The following is a 21236-nucleotide window of genomic DNA, read 5'->3' as shown; positions in this document are numbered from 1 at the left end:
GCCACTCTTTCTACGTCGCATCGAAGGAGGGCCACAAGGGCGCAACCGGGTAAGGCGACGGGTTTCTCGAATGAACATCGCGTTTCTTCTGAACGGAGAGACAGTGGAGCTGGCTGATGTTGATCCGACAGCCACCCTGCTGGATTGGCTGCGCGAAGATCGCGGTCTGACCGGCACCAAGGAAGGCTGCAACGAAGGCGATTGCGGGGCTTGCACCGTGATGGTGACGGATGACCAAGGCGCCAAGGCCCTGAACTCGTGCATTCTGTTTCTGCCGCAACTGCATGGCAAGGCCGTCCGAACAGTTGAAGGCGCAAGTGGCCCGAATGGCGAAGCGCACCCGGTCCAGCAGGCAATGGTCGATCTGCACGGCTCGCAATGCGGCTTCTGCACACCCGGGTTCGTCATGTCGATGGTCGCCGGGCACACGAATGGTGCAACGGACCATGACACTTTGCTTGCAGGCAACCTTTGCCGCTGCACCGGCTATGCGCCGATCATTCGCGCGGCGAAAGCGGCCGAGGAACAGCCCGTTCCGGTTTGGGTCAAAGATAGCCCACCTGCAACGATTGCCACTTCGCGCATGCTGCCAACCTCATCCGACGAATTGGCCGCCGTGTATGCCGAGAACCCGAATGCGACTCTGGTCGCTGGTGCGACCGATGTGGGCCTTTGGGTCACGAAACAATTGCGTGAACTTGACCCGGTGATCTTCCTCAACCGCTGCGATGATTTGAAGAAGATCACGCTCGGCAGTGAAGAAGTCCGCTTTGGCGCAATGGTAGACATGAATCGCATGGGCGCGGCTATGGTCGATCTGCATCCGTCCTATGCCGAGATGATCCGCCGCTATGCCAGCGTTCAGGTCCGCCATGCGGCCACCGTGGGCGGCAATATCGCAAACGGTTCGCCCATCGGGGACAACCCGCCTGCGCTGATCGCATTGAACGCGACACTGCACCTGCGCAAGGGCGACGAGCGGCGGTCGATCCCGCTGGAAGAGTTCTTCATCGACTACGGCAAACAGGATCGGGTTCCGGGCGAGTTTGTGGAAGCCGTCAGCTTCCCCCGCCAGCCAGATCGCCTGAAGGCTTACAAGCTCAGCAAACGGTTCGATCAGGATATCTCGGCCGTCTGCGGCTGTTTCAACATAACCGTTTCGGAGGGCAGCGTCACACAGGCGCGCATTGCCTATGGTGGCATGGCTGCTGTTCCGAAACGGGCAACCCATGTCGAGGCCGCTTTGATCGGCAAACCGTGGACGCGCAAGACCGTTGACGCCGCGCTGCCATCGTTTGCCGACGACTTTTCGCCACTCACGGATATGCGCGCCTCGGCCCTGTATCGACTGGAAACCGCCAAGGCGATGCTGCAACGGTATTTCCTGGAAGATCAGGGCGAGATCACCAATGTGCTGGAGGTGTCGGCATGAGTGTGACGCAAGCCCTGCCCCACGACGCCGCCCCTCTGCACGTTTCGGGCGCGGCGCGGTACGTGGATGACATCCCGACACCCAAGGGCACGCTGCACCTGGCCTTTGGCCTGAGTCCGATCGCCAAGGGCAAGATCACCGCCATGGATCTGTCGGCTGTCAAAGACGCCGAGGGTGTCGTGATGGTCATGACGGCAGAGGAACTGCCGTTTGCCAACGATGTCTCGCCCTCGATCCACGATGAGCCGCTGCTGTCGGACGGCACGGTGCATTATATCGGTCAGCCCGTGTTCCTGGTCGTTGCCACCAGCCATCTGGCCGCCCGCAAAGCGGCGCGATTGGGCAAGGTCGACTATGCCGAGGAAACGCCGATCCTGACGATCGAAGAAGCGCTGGCTGCCAACAGCCGGTTTGAAGATGGTCCACGCATCTATGCCAAGGGCGATGCGGATGCGGCCATTGCCAGTGCGCCGCATGTGATCGAAGGTTCGTTTGAATTGGGCGGGCAGGAGCATTTCTATCTGGAAGGTCAGGCCGCGCTGGCCGTGCCGAATGAAGGTGCGGATATGCTGGTGCACAGCTCGACCCAGCACCCGACCGAGATTCAGCACAAAGTGGCCGACGCTCTGGGTGTTCCGATGCACGCCGTCCGGGTCGAGACCCGCCGCATGGGCGGAGGGTTTGGCGGCAAGGAAAGTCAGGGCAACGCTTTGGCAGTGGCCTGCGCCGTGGCCGCCCGCGCAACCGGCAAGGCCTGCAAGATGCGCTATGACCGTGACGATGACATGATCATCACGGGCAAACGCCACGCTTTCCGCATTTCGTACAAGGCCGGGTTCGATGAGCATGGACATATACAGGGCGTCTCATTCCTCCACTATGCGATCTGCGGCTGGGCGCAGGACCTGTCCTTGCCCGTGGCCGACCGGGCGATGCTGCACTCGGACAACGCCTACCTTTTGCCGAACGCCCGGATCGAAAGCCACCGGTTGAAGACCAACACCCAATCTGCCACCGCATATCGCGGGTTCGGCGGCCCGCAGGGCATGGTCGGCATCGAACGGGTCATGGACCATGCCGCGCATGCGCTGGGTTTGGATCCCGTCGAGCTGCGCCGCCGGAATTACTATGCACCCGCGCACGCTGTGGCCGAGAGCACACCGACAGAAAAACCACTGGTGCATGCCGATCCGCACGAAGACCTGACCAGCCGCGGCGCCGTTGAAATGGGTGACGCACCCGTGCGTCCTCTGCCCGCCGGCGGGAACACCACACCCTATGGGATGGAGGTCAGCGATTTCGAACTGCACGACATGACAGAGGCGTTGCTGAAATCCAGCGACTACACCGCGCGCAAGGCGGCTGTCGCGAAATGGAATGCCGAGAACAGTGTAATCAAAAAGGGCATCGCCTTTTCCCCGGTCAAGTTTGGTATCTCGTTCACGCTGACCCACCTCAATCAGGCGGGTGCGCTGGTGCATGTCTATCAGGACGGATCAGTCCACTTGAATCACGGCGGCACCGAGATGGGCCAGGGCCTGTTCCAGAAGGTCGCACAGGTCGCCGCGTCGCGCTTTGGCATACCGCTGGAGATGGTGAAAATCACCGCAACCGACACGGCGAAAGTACCAAACACGTCTGCGACGGCGGCATCTTCGGGAAGTGACCTGAACGGTATGGCGGTGAAGGCCGCTTGCGACACGATCCGCGACCGGATGGCCGCCTATCTTGCCGAACGTCATCAGGCCGATCCATCAACGGTCACGTTCTCGGATGGGCGTGTCTCGGCCTCAGAAGAACGCTACACCTTCGCCGAAGCCGCCGCACTGGCCTATCAGGGGCGCGTCAGCCTGTCGGCGACCGGGTTCTACAAGACGCCCAAGATCGAATGGGACAGGATCGCCGGGCGCGGTCGCCCCTTCTTCTACTTTGCCTACGGCGCTTCCGTTACCGAGGTGGCGGTGGACACTCTGACCGGTGAAAACCGCATTCTGCGAACGGATATCCTGCATGACGCGGGCGCGTCGCTGAATCCGGCTTTGGACATAGGTCAGGTTGAGGGCGGCTATGTACAGGGTGCAGGGTGGCTGACGACCGAAGAGCTGGTCTGGGATGACACGGGCAACCTGCGCACGCACGCGCCCTCGACCTACAAGATTCCGGCCTGCTCGGACCGGCCGGACATCTTCAACGTCACGCTTTGGGATGGCGAAAACCGTGAGGACACCATCTATCGTTCGAAAGCTGTGGGCGAGCCGCCTTTCATGCTGGGGATCTCGGCCTGGCTGGCGCTGTCGAACGCGGTTGCCGCCTGCGGAGACAGATACCCGGCCCTGAACGCTCCGGCCACGGCCGAAGAGGTTTGGCGCGGGGTCCAGAGGATGAAGGGAGGCATCTGATGGGATTTGACCTTGAGGCTTTGAGGGAGGCGGTCAAAACCCACGGGAAAGTGGTTCGGGTGGTCATCGCCGGGATCAAAGGGTCGTCCCCGCGCGAGGTGGGTGCTGCGATGCTGGTCTGGGAAGATGGGCAAAGCGGAACCATCGGTGGAGGTACGCTGGAATACCAGGCCGCAGAGGCCGCACGATCGCAAACAGTGGCCACGCGCCTGACGCATCACACGCTGGGACCGGACATGGGCCAATGTTGTGGCGGAGCGGTCTCGTTGTTCAGCGAAGTCTATGATCTCAAGAAGGTTGAAACGCTGGATGATACGATCATTGCACGATCAGCATCCGGTGGCGCCACGCCTCTTTCGGTCAAGCGAGTGCTGGCGGCAGCACGCAGTCAGGGCATTGCACCCGAACCACGCCTGATCGACGGCTGGATGATCGAACCGGTGCATAAACCGGCACGAAACCTGTGGATCTGGGGCGCAGGTCACGTCGGACGGGCGCTGGTGGATGTTCTGTCCCCCCTGCCCGATCTTGCGATCACTTGGGTCGATACCGGCCCCGAGCGCTTTCCGGACGTGATTCCTGCAGGCGTGACCGATCTGCCAGCGACGAAACCGGCCGAACTTGTGCGACATGCACCGCCCAATGCCGAGCACCTTGTGCTGACTTATTCACACAATCTGGATTTAGAACTGTGCAACAGGCTGCTTTTGCACGATTTCCGCTTTGCGGGACTGATCGGCTCGGCTACCAAATGGGCGCGGTTCCGATCGCGGCTGGCGGCCCTTGGGCATCCGCCCGACCGGATAAGCCGGATTACCTGCCCGATTGGTGAAACGTCGCTGGGCAAACACCCGCAGATGATCGCCGTGGGCGTCGCAGCGCAACTGCTGCGTCCGGCCCGGCAGAATGAGTTGAAGAAGGACCTGAGCGCGTGACCACTCCATTGCTGAGCCTGCAAGGGTTGACCAAAGCCTATCCCGGTGTCGTGGCCAACGATCAGGTGTCCTTTGACATCGGAGAGGGCGAAGTTCACGCCCTGTTGGGGGAAAACGGGGCCGGGAAATCCACGCTGGTCAAGATGATCTATGGGCTGGTGAAACCTGACAGTGGCACCATGCTGTTGCGCGGTCAGCCTTTTGCGCCGCCCGAACCCCGCTCCGCGCGGGCAGACGGAATTGCAATGGTGTTCCAGCATTTTTCGCTGTTTGACGCCCTGAACGTGGCCGAGAACATCGCCTTGGGGATGGAAAACCCGCCCGCCATGGGTGATCTGGCCTCGCGCATCCGCGAAGTATCGGAAACCTACGGCCTGCCGCTGGATCCGTTCCGCACTGTCGGCGATCTGTCCGCCGGGGAACGCCAGCGTGTTGAAATTATCCGTTGCCTGCTGCAAGACCCGAAACTGCTGATCATGGACGAACCGACCTCGGTGTTGACCCCGCAGGAGGTCGAGATCCTGTTCGAGACGCTGAACAAGTTGCGGTCCGAAGGCACGTCGATCCTGTATATCTCGCACAAGCTGGAAGAGATTCGGACCCTGTGTGACCACGCCACGATCCTGCGTCTGGGCAAGAATGTGGGCGAGTGTGTCCCCGCTGAGACCTCGGCCCGCGACATGGCCGAACTGATGGTAGGAACGGCCCTGCAAACCCCGGAACGTTCGGGGCGTGAATTTGGCGCAGTGACGCTGGATGTCAGCGGGCTGTCGGTGCCTTCTCCGTCAGAATTCGGCACCGCATTGCGCAACGTGCATTTGACCGTCCGCAAGGGCGAGGTTCTGGGCATTGGCGGCGTTGCGGGCAACGGGCAGGATGAATTGCTGGGCGTCCTGTCCGGTGAAATTCTGACATCTGCCGACGCGATCAAGTTCAACGGTCAGGCGATCGGCAAGCTGGGCCCGACCGCGCGACGCAAACTTGGCGTGTTGACCGCGCCCGAAGAACGGCTGGGCCATGCCGCTGCCCCGAACATGAGCCTGACCGAAAACGCCCTTTTGACCGGGTCGGTTCGAGAGGGTCTGGAAAGCAACGGCTTTCTGAAATGGGCCGAGACCAAGAGCTTTGCGGAGAAGATCATCGAGATTTTTGACGTCCGGACACCAGGCCCGGACAACGCGGCGCGGTCCTTGTCCGGGGGGAACCTGCAGAAATTCGTGATCGGACGCGAAGTGCTGCAAAACCCGGATGTGCTGGTGGTGAACCAGCCAACCTGGGGCGTGGATGCTGCGGCGGCCGCGTCGATCCGGCAGGCAATCCTCGACCTGGCGGCAAAGGGAACGGCGGTTGTCTGCATCTCTCAGGATCTGGATGAGTTGATGGAAATCTCGGACAGCTTTGCTGCGCTGAACGAGGGCCGCCTGAGCGCGCCACGTCCGACAACCGGACTGACAGTGGACGAAATCGGGCTGATGATGGGCGGTGCCCACGGAATGGAGGTGGCGCATGTTTGATCTGTTGGGCCGCCTTCGGCGAGAGCATCTGAAAAAAGATGAAGAAGTTAGGGGAACGAGCTGATGATTGTGCTGGAGAAACGTCCTCAGCCTTCCAGGGTCTGGTCTTATGCAACGCCGTTGGTTGCAGTTTTGGCGACGATGTTTTTTGGCGGAGTACTGTTCGCCATACTGGGCAAGAATCCGGTTGAGGCCATCGGCACCATCTTCTGGGAACCTCTTTTTGGTGAATTCGCCTTTTATTATCGCCCACAGCTGCTGGTGAAAGGCGCTCCGCTGGTGCTTATCGCCATCGGTCTGTCGCTGGGCTTTCGTGCAGGCATCTGGAACATCGGGGCCGAGGGGCAGTATATTATGGGCGCCATCTTCGGTGCGGGTGCCGGGCTGGCCTTTTACCCTTTGGATGCCTTCTATATCTTTCCGATCATGGTGATTGCCGGCGCCTTCGGCGGCTGGTTGTGGGCCATGATCCCCGCCTTCCTGAAGGTGCGTTTCGGCACCAACGAGATTCTCGTCTCGTTGATGCTGGTCTATGTGGCCGAGCAGATGCTGGCCTCGGTTTCTCTGGGTTTGCTGAAGAACCCCGAAGGGTTCGGCTTTCCGGGGTCCCGCAATCTGCAATCCTATGACAGTGCGCACAATGCCGAACTGATCGCCGGATCCGGCATGCACTGGGGTGTTGTGACCGCGTTGATCGCAGTGATCTTTGCCTATGTCCTGCTGAACCGGCACATGCTGGGCTTTCACATCCGCCTGACCGGTGAAGCACCGCGCGCCGCGAAATTTGCGGGTGTGAACCCGGCCCGGTTGATCCTGTTCTGTCTGGGTTTGTCCGGCGCGCTTGCAGGACTTGCAGGCATGTTCGAGGTTTCCGGCCCTTCAGGCGTTGTCAGCATCGATTTCAACGTGGGCTACGGTTTCACTGCCATCATCGTGGCCTTTTTGGGCCGTCTGCACCCTGTGGGCATTCTGCTGGCCGGTGGACTGATGGCGCTGACCTATATCGGCGGTGAAATCGCGCAGTCGCAGCTGGGGCTGCCTGCCGCTGCCATTCAGGTGTTCCAGGGCATGCTGCTGTTCTTCCTGCTGGCCTTCGACCTATTGACCAACTACCGCATCCGTGCGGCCCGTAACGAGGTGGCGTGACCCATGGACCTTGGTGAAATCAATCCCGTACTTCTGGTCGCTTCACTGATGGTGGCCGCGACCCCCTTGCTACTGGCCGCGATCGGAGAGCTGGTCGTTGAGAAAGCAGGCGTTCTGAACCTAGGCGTCGAAGGCATGATGATTGTCGGTGCGATCAGCGGCTTCGCGATTTCGGTCGAGACCGGCTCGCCCTGGCTGGGCTTTGTTGCTGCCGCGATCGGCGGCTCCGTTCTATCGCTGCTGTTCGTCTTGCTGACGCAGTTTGCGCTGGCCAATCAGGTGGCCAGTGGTCTGGCACTGACACTGTTTGGTCTGGGGTTCAGCGCGTTGATGGGGCAAAGCTATGTGGGGATCAAACCCCCCAGTATGGGCGACATCCATATTCCGCTGATCAGCGATATCCCGGTTGTCGGTCCGATCCTGTTTCAACATGACCCGATCCTGTATGTCGGCATCGCGATCACGGCGGCCGTCTGGGCGGTGCTGAAATACACCCGTCTTGGTCTGATCCTGCGGGCAGTCGGTGAAAACCACGATGCCGCGCACGCGCTGGGCTACAAGGTGATCAAGATCCGCATTCTGGCCATCATGTTCGGCGGCGCCTGCGCTGGTCTGGGCGGGGCCTATATCAGCCTGATCCGCGTGCCGCAGTGGACCGAGGGCATGACCGCCGGTGTCGGCTGGATCGCACTGGCCCTTGTTGTCTTTGCGAGCTGGAAGCCGTGGCGGGTCCTGCTGGGTGCCTATTTGTTCGGCGGCATTACCGTGTTGCAGCTTAATTTGCAGGCAGCGGGCGTTGCCATTCCCGTCGAGTATCTGGCAATGTCGCCCTATATCATCACGATCCTTGTGCTTGTGATCCTTTCGGCCGACAAGAGCAGCGCACCTGCCTCGCTGGGCCGGACCTTCCATGCCTCACACTAGGGGCCAACAGTACCAACTTGGGGAGTAACACATGAAATTCACTACACTTCTGACGAGCGCCGCCATGGCGCTGGGCCTGGCCTCGGGGGCCATGGCCGAAGACAAGACCAAGGTCGGTTTCGTCTATGTCGGCCCGGTCGGCGATGGCGGCTGGACCTATGAACATGACAAGGGCCGGCAGGCCGTTGAAAAAGAGTTCGGCGACAAGGTTGAAACCGTATTCGTTGAATCCGTTCCCGAAGGCCCGGATGCCGAGCGTGTGATGACCCAGATGGCGCTGGAAGGCGCGGATCTGATCTTTACCACCTCGTTTGGCTACATGGACCCGACCATCAACGTGGCCAAGAAATTCCCGGACGTGAAGTTCGAGCACGCAACCGGCTATAAAACCGCCGACAACGTCTCGGTCTACTCGGCCCGTTTCTACGAAGGTCGCGCGGTTCAGGGCCACATCGCCGGTAAAATGACCAAGTCGAACATCATCGGTTATATCGGCTCCTACCCGATCCCCGAGGTGATCCGCGGCATCAACTCGGCCTATATCCACGCCAAGAAGGTGAACCCGGATGTCGAGTTCAAGATCGTCTGGGCCTACACGTGGTTCGACCCGGCGAAAGAAGCTGACGCCGCCACTGTTTTGATCGAACAGGGCGCGGACGTAATCCTGCAACACACCGATTCGACAGCGCCGCAAGCAGCAGCGCAAGAGGCCGGCAATGTGATCACCTTCGGTCAGGCGTCGGACATGAGCGAGTACGCACCTCTTCCGCGTGTGTCATCGATCATCGACAACTGGGCCCCCTATTACATCGCGCGGACAAAAGCGGTAATGGACGGGACCTGGACGTCTTCCAACACCTGGGACGGTATCGGAGCAGGAATGGTTGAAATCGGCGAGATTTCGGACGCGGTTCCCGCAGATGTCAAGGAAGAGGCTCTGGCCCTGAAGGCGGCGCTTGCAGATGGCAGCTATCACGCGTTCACCGGTCCGCTGAAGAAGCAGGACGGCAGCGACTGGCTGGCTGAAGGCGAAACCGCCGACGATGGCACGCTGGCAGGCATGAACTTCTATGTTGAAGGGCTGGAAGGCGAAATTCCGCAGTAAGCTGTATCGTCAAGGAACGGAAAGGGCCCGCAATCCGTGTGCGGGCCCTTTTTTGTGCTGTGCGCACCTGAGGTGCCGAACAACGAAGAGATTACCTGGTCAGCGCAATCGAGCTCAGATCCATCACGCCCTGCCCTGTCTTCGCCACCCCACCACGCTGAGACAGGCAAACAAGACTGCGGCGACGCAGACAATTGATGGCCCCGCCGGAGTATCGAACACATAAGCTGCCCGTAACCCCGCAACTGAGGACATCGCGCCTATTGCTGCCGCTATCAACGCCATTGATTCGGGCGATCGGGCCAGATTTCGTGCCGCCGCCGCGGGAATGATCAGCATCGCCGCGATCAGCAATACCCCCACGACCTTGATCGCAACAGCCACGGTCACCGCCAGAGACAGTGTCAGAATCAACTGTTCCCGCCTCGGGTCGAACCCACTGGCATAGGCCAGTTCCTCGTTCAATGTAGCCGTCAAAAGCTGAGCCCATCGCCAGGCGATCAGCGCCACGACAAGCGCCGCGCCGCCCCAGATCACAAGCAGATCCGAACGGGATACCGCAAGAATATCGCCGAATAGATATGCCATCAAATCAATGCGGACGCCGGACAAAAACGAAACGGCAACCAGACCGAAAGCCAAGGCGGAATGCGCCAGGACCCCCAGCAGCGTGTCCATCGCATAGCCACGACCCGCCAACAAAGTGACCGTCAGCGCCATAATCAACGCAACAGCCAGCGCACCGGTGAAGATCGACATCTGAAAGGTCAGTGACAGGGCCACGCCCAGAATCGCGGCATGTGCGGTAGCGTCACCGAAATACGCCATGCGGCGCCACACCACGAAACATCCAAGAGGCGCCGCCGCAAACGCAACCCCTATACCTGCAAGCGTTGCACGCATCATGAAATCGTCAAGCATCATTCCGCCGCTTCCTGAGGATTTGCATCATGGTCGTGATGGTGATCATGTTCGTGCCGGTACAGGGCAAGCGCTCCGCCTGTTCCCGTTCCGAACAAGGCCCGGTATTCCGGTGCCGAAGCGACCACCGCCGGCGATCCTTGACAGCACACATGGCCGTTCAGACAAATCACCCGGTCCGAGGCGCTCATGACCACGTGCAATTCGTGACTGATCATCAGAATTGCACATCCGGTTTCGCGGCGCACGGCCTCAATCTGCTGATAGAAACTCGCCGATCCGCGCTGGTCCAGCCCCTGGGTTGCCTCATCCAGCAGCAGAAGGTCAGGCTGGTTAATCAGCGCCCGCGCCAGCAACACACGCTGAAACTGCCCGCCGGACAGTTGCGACATCTGACGTTTCAACAGATCCGGGACGCCCGCTTTTTCCAATGCCTCGACGCACTGACGGCCGGAGACACGGTCTGTCAGTCGCATGAATCGCTCGACCGAGATTGGCAAGGTGGGATCCACGTGCAGTTTCTGCGGCACGTACCCGATCTTCAATCCGGGTTTCAGCGATACATGCCCGGCACTTGGCCTGGTCGCACCGATGATGGCGCGCAACAGGCTGGTTTTGCCCGACCCGTTCGGCCCGACGATGGTGACGATCTCGCCGGGTTCGACAGCCATGTCCACATGGCTCAGAACAGTGTTTGAACCATAGCGAACACTGAGATTCTCGACAGAGACAAGCGTCATTTTCAGGCCTTTTCGGTGCAGTCGGGGCAAAGTCCCTCGGCTTCTACAACCGTTCGCTCGATCTCGAAACCCGCTGCGCGCGCAGCGGCACCCAGAACACCTTTGGCCGGCGTGGACTGCGCCTCGGCAACGGCATCGCACTTTCTGCAAATCATGAATGCCGGCGAATGCGACGCGCCGGGATGAGAGCAGGCAACGAATGCATTCAGCCGCTCGATCTTGTGAACGAACCCGTTTTGAACAAGGAAATCAAGCGCCCGATAGGCGACCGGAGGTTGAGATCCGAACCCTTCCTCTCGCAGGCGGTCAAGAATTGCATAGGCACCAAGGGCCCGATGCTCTTGCAGCAGCATTTCCAAGACCTTGCGGCGAACCGGCGTCAGGCGCAGCCCCTCGCCCTTGCAGCGCGCCTCGGCGGATACCAACGCAGTTTTGACGCAACTCTGATGGTCATGTTCCTGAAACCCGACCGGGGCCGCCTCATCGACAGAGACAGGGTTCGTATCGCTTGTCATGTTATTTCATATCATGTATTGCCACTCGTAACGTTATAAAATCACACAGAGGGTCTGATGTCCAGAAAGCTTCTTCCAGTTTCGATCACGGTTGCATTGATGGGAGGAACGGCCATCGCGGACGTTCCGAACGTCGCGGTCGATATCGCACCGATCCACTCGCTCGTTTCCCGGGTTATGGACGGCGTCGGAACACCGGCCCTGATCGTCGCACCCGGTGCCTCGCCCCATGAATACAACCTGCGCCCGTCCGAGGCGGCCGCATTGCAGGATGCCGATCTGGTGTTCTGGGTAGGAGAAGACCTGACACCTTGGATGGAAAGTGCCATCGAAACCCTTGCCGACAGTGCGACGGTCACGTCCCTTCTTGACGCGGATGGTACGGTTCTTCTGGAGTTCCGCGAAAGCGCTGTTTTCGAGGCACACGATCATGGCGGCGAAGACGAACATGATCATGATGATGAGCACATCGAAGACGACGGGCACGATCATGATGATCATGAACATGGTCACGACGACCATGCAAAGGATGATGACCACGAGCATGATCACGACGACCACGCCAAGGATGATGATCACGATCACGAAGAACATGCCGATCAAGACAAGCATGATGAGCATCATGATCACGCGCATGGCGCGCACGACCCACATGCGTGGCTTTCACCGGCAAATGCAGAAACCTGGCTGAATCTGATCGCCGCGCAGCTGTCGTCTGCCGACCCGGACAATGCAGGTGCATATTTTGCCAATGCCGCAGCCGCGCGCGCTGAAATGGCCGCGCTGTCTGAACAAGTGGCCGAGACGCTTGGACCGGTACGCGGAGGAAGCTTCGTCGTGTTCCACGACGCCTACCATTATTTCGAGGATGCATTTGACTTTCCGGCCGCAGGTGCGATTTCCATCGCCGACGCCTCGGACCCGAGCCCGGCTCGTATCGCCGAGATTCAAACCCGTATCCGCGAAGAAGGTATCAACTGCGTTCTCGCCGAGCCGCAATTCAACCCCGGTATCGTCAAAACCGTGCTAGACGGGACCGAGGCGAAAACGGGCGTAATCGATCCGCTGGGCTCTGATCTGGAACCCGGAGCCGGTCTCTACCCGCAAGTTATTCTCAACATGGCAAAAACTCTGGCCGAGTGTCTCTGACCCTGTTGCAAGCCCGGTTCAGTTTGAGAAACTGGCCGGGTTCAGCTTTCCAGAAGACAGGGCGGATCAACTCCCAGACCGAAAAAATCGGCAGCTACTTCATATATGATGCCATGAAGCATCCGTATTCACTGCGCGGCACGGTTCACGGCTTGAAAAACGAAGCGGTGACACACGTCATTTTTTCTGGTTAACCGGCGCGCAGATGGCTAGGCACGCCCCCTTCTTCGTGAAGTCGCACGGCAAGCCTCGGGTTGATGACAAACCGATGTTACGCGGGATTATCTTCATCAACTGCAATGTTTCGCGGTGGCGCGACACTCCCGAGGAATACAGAACTCACAAGACGCTTAACAGCCGGTGGAAGCGTCGGTGCAAGAAGGGTATCTCCGCCCGGATGTTGGCCGAACTGGTTGCCGGGCACGGCGAAAGGAAGACCACGATCCCCTGCCGGGCAATGGACGCGACCTATCTCATGGCAAACGGCACCGAGACCAGTATGGCCGAAAAAAGGGGGGCGTGGCCGCCTGATCGGGCGCACCAAGGGCGGCATGAATACCAAGCTGATGCCCGCCTGCGATGGCCAGGGTCGCCCGCTCAACCTGTTCGTGACCGCCGGGAGCGACAGTGATTGCATCGACGCCCGGGCTCTGCTCAGTAGCATCCCAAATGTGGATTGGCTGCTTGAGGAACCTGGCCGTGATGTTAGTCAAGGAAAACAAGCGCGGTACAAGGGTCGAAACTGCATCGAGACTATGTTTGGCGGGTTTAAGAACTGGAGGCGTGCGGCAACCCGCCATCACCGTTGTTCCGGGGTCTTCCAATCAGCGATCGCACTCACAGAAACCGTCATCCACTGATTAGGAATCCTGACCAAATTACAATAACACTTTTCGAAACCTTTCCGCCGGAATAGAGATGCGAAGCGCTGTGCTCTTAAATCCTCGCGCTACGTCAGTCACATTGTTTTTTTGTTTTCAATATAGTTAGTCACTGTATCTTGATCGGAACGACCCTGAAGAGAGACGCAGGAGATTTCAAAATGGACTTGATTTCTGAGCAGCTTCGTACCTTCCCGATTATGGCACTGTTTCTTTGTCTGGGCTTAGGTTACGGCGTTGGAAAGTTTAGGGTCGGCAAGTTCGAACTTGGTGGCATCGCCGGAACCCTATTGGTGGCCGTTCTTGTAGGTCAAATCGGGGGCATTAACCTGAGCACCGATGTCCAGAATATTTTCTTCTCTCTCTTCATTTTTATGGTCGGCTATAATGGTGGCCCTCAATTTTTTGCAGCTCTGAACCGAACGGCACTTACCAAGTTACTGGCTGCATTTATGATGACTGTCTGGGGACTTTTCTTTGTGGTGGTCGTCGCCCGTTTGGCTGGGTTGGACAAAGGGTTGGCCGCCGGGCTGGCTGCAGGAGGGCTTACGCAATCCGCAATCATTGGTACCGCTGGAAATGCCATCGACCTGCTTGGGCTGGCCGCTGACGAAGCGGAAAAGCTCAAAACCAACATCGCCGTGGGATATTCAGTCACTTACATCTTCGGCTCGATCGGGCCAATTTTGGCGGTGAGTGTCATTCCAATCATAATGCGCGTGGATCTGCGTAAAGAGGCGATTAAGCTGGCCCAAAAACTCAGCGGAGGTGGCCGCAAACTGGAAGAAGGCGAGTTCCTCCCAATGAACCGCTTTAACGCCCGCGCCTATCAGGTAGGTTCCGACGCCTCGATCGCAGGAAAGTCAGTTAAATCCATCGAAAACACTTACGACGGCGACCTGATCGTCGAGAAAATTCTGCATGAAGGTGCGCCGTTAGATCCCAAACCGGACATGATTATCAGCCCAGGAGACGTCATCGTTGTATCGGGGCTTGTTACAACCCTGACCCGTTTCGAAGGTAGTGCAAGCGGAGAAATTGGTGAGTACCCACCTGAATTGACGGTAGTGGAAGAACGTCGAAATGTTGTTGTCACTAATCGGAAACTGACAGGTAAAACTCTTGCCGAATTACGCGAAGCCCTGACAGCCGATCAACGACGCGGCGTTCACATCTCAAAAATTACCCGAATGGGTCACGAAGTGCCGGTGTTGCAAAATACCGAAATTCATGCAGGCGATGAGATCTGCATCGTCGGCCACAAAGACGACTTGAACCGAGCGGCAAAAGAGGCGGGATACGTACCGCCATTGGCTTCGGCCACAAATTTCATCGCGCTGGGGATTGGTGTGGCAATTGGCTATTTGATTGGCGAAATCAGCTTCGTGATCGCTGGAACCAAAGTGTCGCTCGGCTCGGGCCTTGGGTGCCTCGTGACAGGGTTGATAATCGGGTATTTGCGTATTCGCCGACCAAAGATCGGCGGGATCAACCATGGGGCAGCAAATTTTCTGCAGAGTTTCGGATTGGCGGTATTCGTCGGGGTTGTTGGTTTGAATGCCGGTAAACCTGCTCTGGAAGCAATTCAACAGTACGGCGTTACCCTGCTTCTGTTGGGAGTCCTGGTCACAATGATGCCAATGATTGTTCAATTCCCTATTAACTACTATGTCTTGCGCATCAAAAACCCGGTCGAAGCCTGCGCGGTTGTTACCGGGTCCCGGTCCGGGAACCCTGGGTTTGCCACGTTGCTTGAAAAGGCAGGGAACTCCACCCCCACGCCAGCGTTCACCATGACCTATGCGGTTGCAAATATCTTTTTGACGCTCTGGGGCCCGCTCGTTGTGGCGTTCGTACCGTAAGTCGCTTCAGAATTACCTCAACTTTCGATCGCGACCATGTGGCATGCGGCTAGGACATGACCCGCTGAGAAGACAGGCTGATAGTTTGGGTCGCCTGCGTCCTCAGCGGCCATGTTTTTAACCGTGCAACGGCAATCCTTTTGACGCGCGATAAGCCTGCACATATCCAACGGCCACAGCCCGTACAGCGCGACCGATCTGGCGATAGGCGCTGTCGTCCAAATTGGCGAAAGACACGCGTGCAGACCAGTTGGGCGCATCAAAACCAGAGCCGTTCAACAGCACGATCCCGTGGTCCTGTGCCAGTTTGAACGAGATATCCAACGGGTGAACGTTTTCCTTGATCCATTCGACCACATCTTCGCCGACGTATTTCCGCAGCCAGAACTCCAAATCTATGATGCCATAATACTTGTCGAACAACGGGTTGTCGGCGACTTCAACGCCCAATCCATCGACCAGTTCATCAAAACGGTGCTTCAAGATACCCCAACAGAATTTCTGATAAACTTTCTCTTGGTCCATCAATTCAACAAGCGAGAATAATGTCATCATCACTTGCTGTGGCACCGACAGACCCGCAGTGTGATTTAGTGCGACATCCCGGCTGTCGGCGACAATCCGATCAATGAACTTGAACGAGGACGGGTCGGGGGTCAGCGATTCATACCGGGCGTTCACCACAGCTTTGGTCTCGTCCGGTGCCTCAGCAATCATCTTGTCGAAGATGTTGTTCTCGGCCACCAGAATTGCGCCCAGACGCCAGCCCGTGCAACCGAAATACTTCGAGTAGGAGTAAACTCCGATCGTGTTTTCAGGAAGATGCCCCATCACCGATTGAAAGTCAGGTACGAAGGTGCCGTAGACATCATCTGTCAATATGATCAGGTCAGGACGGCGGGTTTTAACGAAGTCCACAAGTCGGGTCATGACTTCGGGGCTGATCGCGACAGAGGATGGATTCCCTGGGTTGACCAAGAACAGCGCTTTGACTTTGGGATCGGCCAACAGTTCAAAATCGTTGTCGTTAAGTTGAAAATGATCTTCTTCAGCAGAAGACACATCCACAGTATTCAACCCGTAATCTTCAAGCAGCGGCATTTCCAGATAAGGCGTGAAGATCGGCGTGCCCAATGCAATTGTGTCGCCTGCATTAAGCAACCGCTGGTTCTTGAGTGCCTTGAAAACATAGCACATCGCAGCAGTTCCGCCCTCTACTGCGTAGATATCGAACTTTGCGTCGGGCCGATGGCCTGCGCACATTGCCCACATCACGTATTCGTGGACGATCGCCTCATTGTGTTCCAAGCACCTGTCCGGCATCGGGTAGTGGTCGCCAATGATACCGTCGGTCAATTCGAGTACGAAATCGTCTGCTGTGAAACCAAATTTTTCAATCGCAAAGTCCACCACGGCCACCAAAGTATCTGCGCCTGGAGGACCGTTTTTTTCCGACGTGTCGGCGCAGTATGCCTTGAGCCGTTTGTAACATCCCGGCCCTTGTGGCATACCGGCTAGTCCAACTTGTGGTTCATTGCGATGTCGCTGTGCTTCGGTCATCGCGAACTGACCCAAAAGGAAGAACGCCTCTCTCGCCTTGGTAGCGATCCAATTCGGGTTGCCGCGCCCTGCGTTCAAATATGGCAGCGCCATTTGGCGCGACTCTCTCTGCGCCAGCTTTATGAGTTCGTCTTTGATCTGGAAAGGACTTAGGTTCTCGAACTTATGCAGGTCCAGCGTTTCTGCCATGGCATCAAACCTTTGCGTTAGAACAATCGAAAGAATTCAACCGGATCGTATGCAAGGTGATGCGCAAATGTAAACAGAACTATCAGAATGGAGCGACCGACGAAAAGAAAACCATGAACTTCAAAACAGGCTCTGGGGTCGCGATTCCTAACCAGTAAACGACTGTTGCTGCGGGTGCGATCGCTGATTGAAAGATCCTGGAACAGGTCGCGCCTATTGCCCAACAGGGTAGCACGCCAATGATGTCACGAGAGGGATCATCACAGTCTTCTTCTCGCCCTGCCCGGCAACAAGGTCGGCCAGCATTCCGGCGAAGATACCTTTCTCGCACCAACGCTTTCTCCGGCTGTGAAGCGCGTAGTGCGCTCTGTATTTATCGGGAACGTTGCGCCACCGCGAACCATTGCGGTTGATGGAAATAATCCCGCTTAATACCCGTTTGTCATCAACCCGAGGCGTGCCAAGCGACTCCGCTAAGAAGGGAGCGAGCCTGGCCACCTGCTCGTCGGTCAACCAGAAAGGATCACCCGTTTCACCGCTCTGTTTTCTAGGACGTGTACCCTGAAGTGCCGTGAAAATGGATGCATCGCAGCACTACGAAGGTGATTTCAAACCCAGCCTATTCAGAGCTTTGTCCGCTGACCGAGCCCAACGTTCCCGAAGGGCAGCGTTGGTACTATGGCGCAAGCCAAGTGATCTCAGATGCTCAAATCGTTTCGGGTCATCCCTCCCGAAAGACACAGCGACGCGGGGCCACCAATAGTCCACAGCGTCTTGCATATCTTGCGACTCTCCGTTTTCAACCAGCTTCACAGCACCTTCCAACGCCAGTTCGCCGTGATGCGCCTCGATCGGTGCGATCTGCCGGAAAGCCTCGGCCAGTGGCTGGTAAGAGACGGTCGAAAACTCCGCCAGTTGCTCTGCCACGGCAAGGCTCATCAGCAGGTTCATGACGACGGCATCAGTCCAACCGGAAATCGGATAATTGAACACCGCAAGCCGCATGTCATGTTCGCTGCGGGTCGCGCCGATATCCGCTTTTCGATCCAACCGGGCAGTCCACGGGTGATGCGTGGCATAACGATCCGTGTCGGCGCCGAACTCACCCATGATTTTCAGAACCCGATCCGCATGGTCCGTCTTTTCCAACACGATCTTCGCCGCCGCGATGCGTTCCTTTATGCCGGGGCCCTGGTTGATGACATCAGCAAACCCTGCGGCACCTGCGAGTTCGCTGTCTACAAACGTAGCCATCAGTTTCATCAGCTCGGCGCGGTAACGCGGCGGTACGTTGGTCGGATTGGTCAGCACTCCGCCTGCGGCCAGATAGCTGTCAAGTGTCATGGCGTCGGTCATTGATCCTCTCCCTTTACTGGTCGTAGTCCACGACCACGCGGTCGGTCACCGGGTAAGCCTGACAACTCAGCACGTAACCTTTTTCGACCTCGTAATCTTCCAGCGCGTGATTGGCGAGCATCTCGACTTCGCCCTCAAGAACACGGCAGCGGCAGGTTGAACAGACCCCGGCCTTGCAGGCGTAAGGTGCGTCCATGGCGTTTTCCAGGGCGGCATCCAGAATGGACTGATCCTTCGGCAAGGTGACGGTCTGCGTCGCGCCGTCCAGTGTGATCGAAGCACTGGTCTGGTTTGCCTGCGTGCCTGCGTCGGCGGCGTCTGTCTTGCGCCTGGCCCGACCCGGCTGGGCGCTTGCGAAGAGTTCGAACTTGATCTGGCTGTCCTCAAGTCCGTGTTCCCGCAGAGCGGCGGCAATACCCAGCATCATCGGCTCTGGGCCACAGATGAATGCGGTGTCTGTATTCTTGACATCGATCCAGTGCTTGAAAAGCTCACGGCATTTTTCCTGCGTTACCAGACCGGTAAACAGGTCAATCTCCTGCGCGTCGGTTTCCAGAATGTGGATGACGTTCAGCCGGCCCATATAGAGGTTCTTCAGATCCTCCAGTTCCTCACGGAACATGATCGTGTTGATGCCCTTGTTGGCATAGATCAGCGTAAATCGGGATTTGGGTTCGCGGGCCAACGTAGTTTTGAGGATCGACAGAACAGGCGTGATCCCCGATCCGCCGGCGAAGCCAACGTATTGTTTTTCCGCATCCGCATCGATGGGCACGTGAAAATTGCCCATTGGCGGCATCGCCTGCACGACGTCACCTATGTTGAGGTCCTCATTTGCCCAGCTTGAGAATGCGCCACCCTCGACACGTTTTATGCCAACCTGAAGAACACCGTCATCCTTGCCGGCACAGATGGAGTAGGAACGGCGCAGTTCTTCACCGTCGAATTTGCGCCGGAAAGTCAGGTACTGGCCGGCGGCGAAGTCGAACTGTTCCGCTGCGCCGTTAACGGGTTCAAGCGTAACGACAACCGCATCGCGGATGGTTTTGTGGATGTCGGTGACTTTCAGGTCGTGAAAACGTGCCATCCGGTGCTCCTCCTCAGATGCACTTGAAATAGTCAAAGGGTTCCAGACAGTCCGCGCAGCGCCAATGGGCCTTGCACGGGGTCGAGCCGAACTGGCTGACCTTTTCGACTGCTTTACTGCCGCAATGGGGACAGCGATCCGGGCCGCCCGCGGGTTGCGGCGGCGCAATTCCATAGTCTTCCAGCTTGGCGCGGCCTTTTTCGCTGAGCCAATCGGTGGTCCAGGCGGGTGAAATGCTGGTTTCTATGCGCAGATCCCCGATGCCGTGATCGCGCAGGGCGGTTTCGATATCCATACTGATGATGGATGTCGCCGGGCAACCGGAATACGTTGGCGTGACGGTTACGACCAGCGTGTCAGCGTCCCAGCGCACATCGCGCACAATGCCCAAATCCACGACGGAAATCACCGGGATTTCGGGATCGGGCACGGCATCCAGCCAGCTCCAGATCTGGTCAGTCGAGACCCGCATCCGCTTTTACCACTTTGCTCCGGGATAGGCGCGTTGCAGCCATTGCATCTGCGTAAGCAGATGGCCCAGATGTTCGGTATGCATGCGCCCGTCGCGGCCACCTTTATGGGCAAAACGGCTTTCCGGAATGGTCAGAGTTGCCTGATTGAGGACCCGCTCAACCAGAGCGTCGTATTCCTCTCGCAAATCCGCCGGGTTCGGCGCGATCCCTGCGGCGACCATCTGGGCGTCCACCTCGTCGCTGGCAAACATCTCGCCCACATAGGGCCACAGGTAATCCAGTGCATCCTGCATCCGGGCATGGCTTTCCTCGGTTCCGTCGCCAAGCCCGACAACCGTGTCGCCCGAACGTTCCAGATGGTAGGTCACTTCCTTGCTGGCCTTGGCGGCGATTGCCGCGACCCGCTCGTCCGAGGAAGCCATCAGCCGCCCCAGCATGATCGAGTGCCACACATCGAACAGGAATTGACGCATCAGCGTACGGCCGAAATCGCCGTTCGGCACTTCGACCAGCAACACGTTGCGGAAATCCCAGGCGTCGCGCAGGAAGGCCAGATCGTCGGCGCTTTTGCCACCATCTGCCTCTCCGGCAAGGCCCAGCCACATCTGGGTCTGACCAATCAGGTCCAGCGCAGTGTTGGCCAGCGCTATGTCTTCTTCCAGAACCGGCGCATGGCCGCACCACTCACTGACACGATGGCCGAGGATCAGGGTGTTGTCCCCCATCCGCAGCAGGAATTGCAGAAATGCCTCGTCCCGGGTCATCACATTGCCCCCACTTCATCGGGAATGTCGAAGAAGGTCGGGTGGCGGTAAACTTTGCTTTGACTCGGTTCATACAGCGGGCCTTTGTCGCTGGGTGACGACGCCGAGATGTTGTTGGCTTCGACCACCCAGATCGAGACGCCTTCGTTGCGGCGGGTGTAGACATCGCGCGCGTTCTTGATTGCCATTTCCGCGTCAGGGGCATGTAGCGAACCGACATGTCGGTGGCTCATCCCATGCTGACCGCGGATGAAGATTTCCCACAGGGGCCATTCGGTATTCAT

18 protein-coding genes and 2 pseudogenes are annotated in these 21236 nt (G+C 58.1%); 10 read left to right on the top strand and 10 right to left on the bottom strand.

What is annotated here, in order from left to right:
• Positions 1–70 precede the first annotated feature (70 nt).
• The 7 genes from xdhA to GS620_RS07700 all read left to right on the top strand — a co-directional run bounded on the left by xdhA (position 71) and on the right by GS620_RS07700 (position 9455).
• Positions 71–1432, top strand: a complete 1362-nt coding sequence (gene xdhA / locus GS620_RS07730; protein WP_171615015.1) for a xanthine dehydrogenase small subunit — start codon at positions 71–73, stop codon at positions 1430–1432.
• Positions 1429–3831: a xanthine dehydrogenase molybdopterin binding subunit gene (xdhB, locus tag GS620_RS07725; protein ID WP_171615013.1), complete on the top strand. Its 2403-nt coding sequence runs from the start codon at positions 1429–1431 to the stop codon at positions 3829–3831. The genes xdhA and xdhB overlap by 4 nt, the downstream gene beginning before the upstream one ends.
• Entirely contained in the window at positions 3831–4766 is a 936-nt protein-coding gene (xdhC, locus tag GS620_RS07720; RefSeq protein ID WP_171615005.1) for a xanthine dehydrogenase accessory protein XdhC, read from the top strand. The genes xdhB and xdhC overlap by 1 nt, the downstream gene beginning before the upstream one ends.
• Entirely contained in the window at positions 4763–6280 is a 1518-nt protein-coding gene (locus GS620_RS07715) for an ABC transporter ATP-binding protein (protein ID WP_171172721.1), read from the top strand. Before xdhC ends, GS620_RS07715 begins: the two co-directional genes overlap by 4 nt.
• A 63-nt stretch (positions 6281–6343) precedes the next feature.
• A complete protein-coding gene (locus tag GS620_RS07710) occupies positions 6344–7426 on the top strand; it encodes an ABC transporter permease (RefSeq protein WP_152460136.1) in 1083 nt (360 codons plus the stop codon).
• Between the two features lie 3 nt (positions 7427–7429).
• The gene (locus GS620_RS07705) at positions 7430–8350 is read left to right on the top strand and encodes an ABC transporter permease (protein WP_171615003.1); all 921 of its coding nucleotides are present in this window, start codon (positions 7430–7432) and stop codon (positions 8348–8350) included.
• Between the two features lie 31 nt (positions 8351–8381).
• A complete protein-coding gene (locus GS620_RS07700; protein ID WP_152460134.1) occupies positions 8382–9455 on the top strand; it encodes a BMP family ABC transporter substrate-binding protein in 1074 nt (357 codons plus the stop codon).
• Positions 9456–9578: 123 nt separating this feature from the next.
• Here the strand turns inward: GS620_RS07700 and GS620_RS07695 are convergent, their stop codons facing one another.
• Genes GS620_RS07695 through GS620_RS07685 form a run of 3 tightly spaced genes read right to left on the bottom strand, consistent with a single transcriptional unit; the run spans position 9579 to position 11631 of the window.
• Positions 9579–10376: a metal ABC transporter permease gene (locus GS620_RS07695; protein WP_171232476.1), complete on the bottom strand. Its 798-nt coding sequence runs from the start codon at positions 10374–10376 to the stop codon at positions 9579–9581.
• Complete coding sequence (locus tag GS620_RS07690; RefSeq protein WP_171615001.1) at positions 10376–11116, bottom strand: metal ABC transporter ATP-binding protein; 741 nt, start codon at positions 11114–11116, stop codon at positions 10376–10378. Before GS620_RS07690 ends, GS620_RS07695 begins: the two co-directional genes overlap by 1 nt.
• 2 nt (positions 11117–11118) lie before the next feature.
• Positions 11119–11631: a Fur family transcriptional regulator gene (locus tag GS620_RS07685; protein ID WP_171119062.1), complete on the bottom strand. Its 513-nt coding sequence runs from the start codon at positions 11629–11631 to the stop codon at positions 11119–11121.
• A 57-nt stretch (positions 11632–11688) separates the two neighbouring features.
• Between GS620_RS07685 and GS620_RS07680 the strand changes: the two genes are divergently transcribed.
• The 3 genes and pseudogenes from GS620_RS07680 to aspT all read left to right on the top strand — a co-directional run bounded on the left by GS620_RS07680 (position 11689) and on the right by aspT (position 15523).
• Positions 11689–12780, top strand: a complete 1092-nt coding sequence (locus GS620_RS07680; protein WP_171614999.1) for a zinc ABC transporter substrate-binding protein — start codon at positions 11689–11691, stop codon at positions 12778–12780.
• Between the two features lie 205 nt (positions 12781–12985).
• Positions 12986–13640 (top strand): annotated as a pseudogene (locus GS620_RS07675) (IS5/IS1182 family transposase).
• Between the two features lie 182 nt (positions 13641–13822).
• Positions 13823–15523: an aspartate-alanine antiporter gene (aspT, locus tag GS620_RS07670; protein WP_171614997.1), complete on the top strand. Its 1701-nt coding sequence runs from the start codon at positions 13823–13825 to the stop codon at positions 15521–15523.
• A 117-nt stretch (positions 15524–15640) separates the two neighbouring features.
• Here the strand turns inward: aspT and GS620_RS07665 are convergent, their stop codons facing one another.
• The 7 genes and pseudogenes from GS620_RS07665 to paaB all read right to left on the bottom strand — a co-directional run bounded on the left by GS620_RS07665 (position 15641) and on the right by paaB (position 21236).
• Positions 15641–17272: a bifunctional aspartate transaminase/aspartate 4-decarboxylase gene (locus GS620_RS07665; protein ID WP_171614995.1), complete on the bottom strand. Its 1632-nt coding sequence runs from the start codon at positions 17270–17272 to the stop codon at positions 15641–15643.
• A 255-nt stretch (positions 17273–17527) separates the two neighbouring features.
• Positions 17528–17851: pseudogene (locus GS620_RS07660) on the bottom strand (transposase); the annotation flags it as partial.
• 15 nt (positions 17852–17866) lie between these two features.
• A complete protein-coding gene (locus GS620_RS07655) occupies positions 17867–18628 on the bottom strand; it encodes a Phenylacetic acid catabolic protein (RefSeq protein WP_171614991.1) in 762 nt (253 codons plus the stop codon).
• A gap of 13 nt (positions 18629–18641) precedes the next feature.
• Positions 18642–19715, bottom strand: coding sequence for a 1,2-phenylacetyl-CoA epoxidase subunit PaaE (paaE, locus tag GS620_RS07650; protein WP_171614989.1), 1074 nt, complete (start codon positions 19713–19715; stop codon positions 18642–18644).
• 13 nt (positions 19716–19728) lie between these two features.
• Positions 19729–20187 (bottom strand): 1,2-phenylacetyl-CoA epoxidase subunit PaaD, encoded by a 459-nt coding sequence (gene paaD, locus GS620_RS07645; protein ID WP_171118426.1) that lies wholly within the window; start codon positions 20185–20187, stop codon positions 19729–19731.
• 6 nt (positions 20188–20193) lie between these two features.
• Positions 20194–20952 carry a 1,2-phenylacetyl-CoA epoxidase subunit PaaC gene (gene paaC, locus GS620_RS07640; RefSeq protein WP_171331284.1) on the bottom strand — a complete coding sequence of 253 codons (759 nt, stop codon included), beginning with the start codon at positions 20950–20952 and terminating at the stop codon, positions 20194–20196.
• Positions 20952–21236, bottom strand: a complete 285-nt coding sequence (gene paaB / locus GS620_RS07635) for a 1,2-phenylacetyl-CoA epoxidase subunit PaaB (protein WP_171118424.1) — start codon at positions 21234–21236, stop codon at positions 20952–20954. The genes paaC and paaB overlap by 1 nt, the downstream gene beginning before the upstream one ends.

Source organism: Ruegeria sp. HKCCD6428 (assembly GCF_013110595.1).
In the GTDB taxonomy this organism is placed as follows: Bacteria; Pseudomonadota; Alphaproteobacteria; order Rhodobacterales; family Rhodobacteraceae; genus Ruegeria.
The sequence above is the reverse complement of the archived record's forward strand: the minus strand, read 5'-3'. Positions and strand labels throughout refer to the sequence as shown.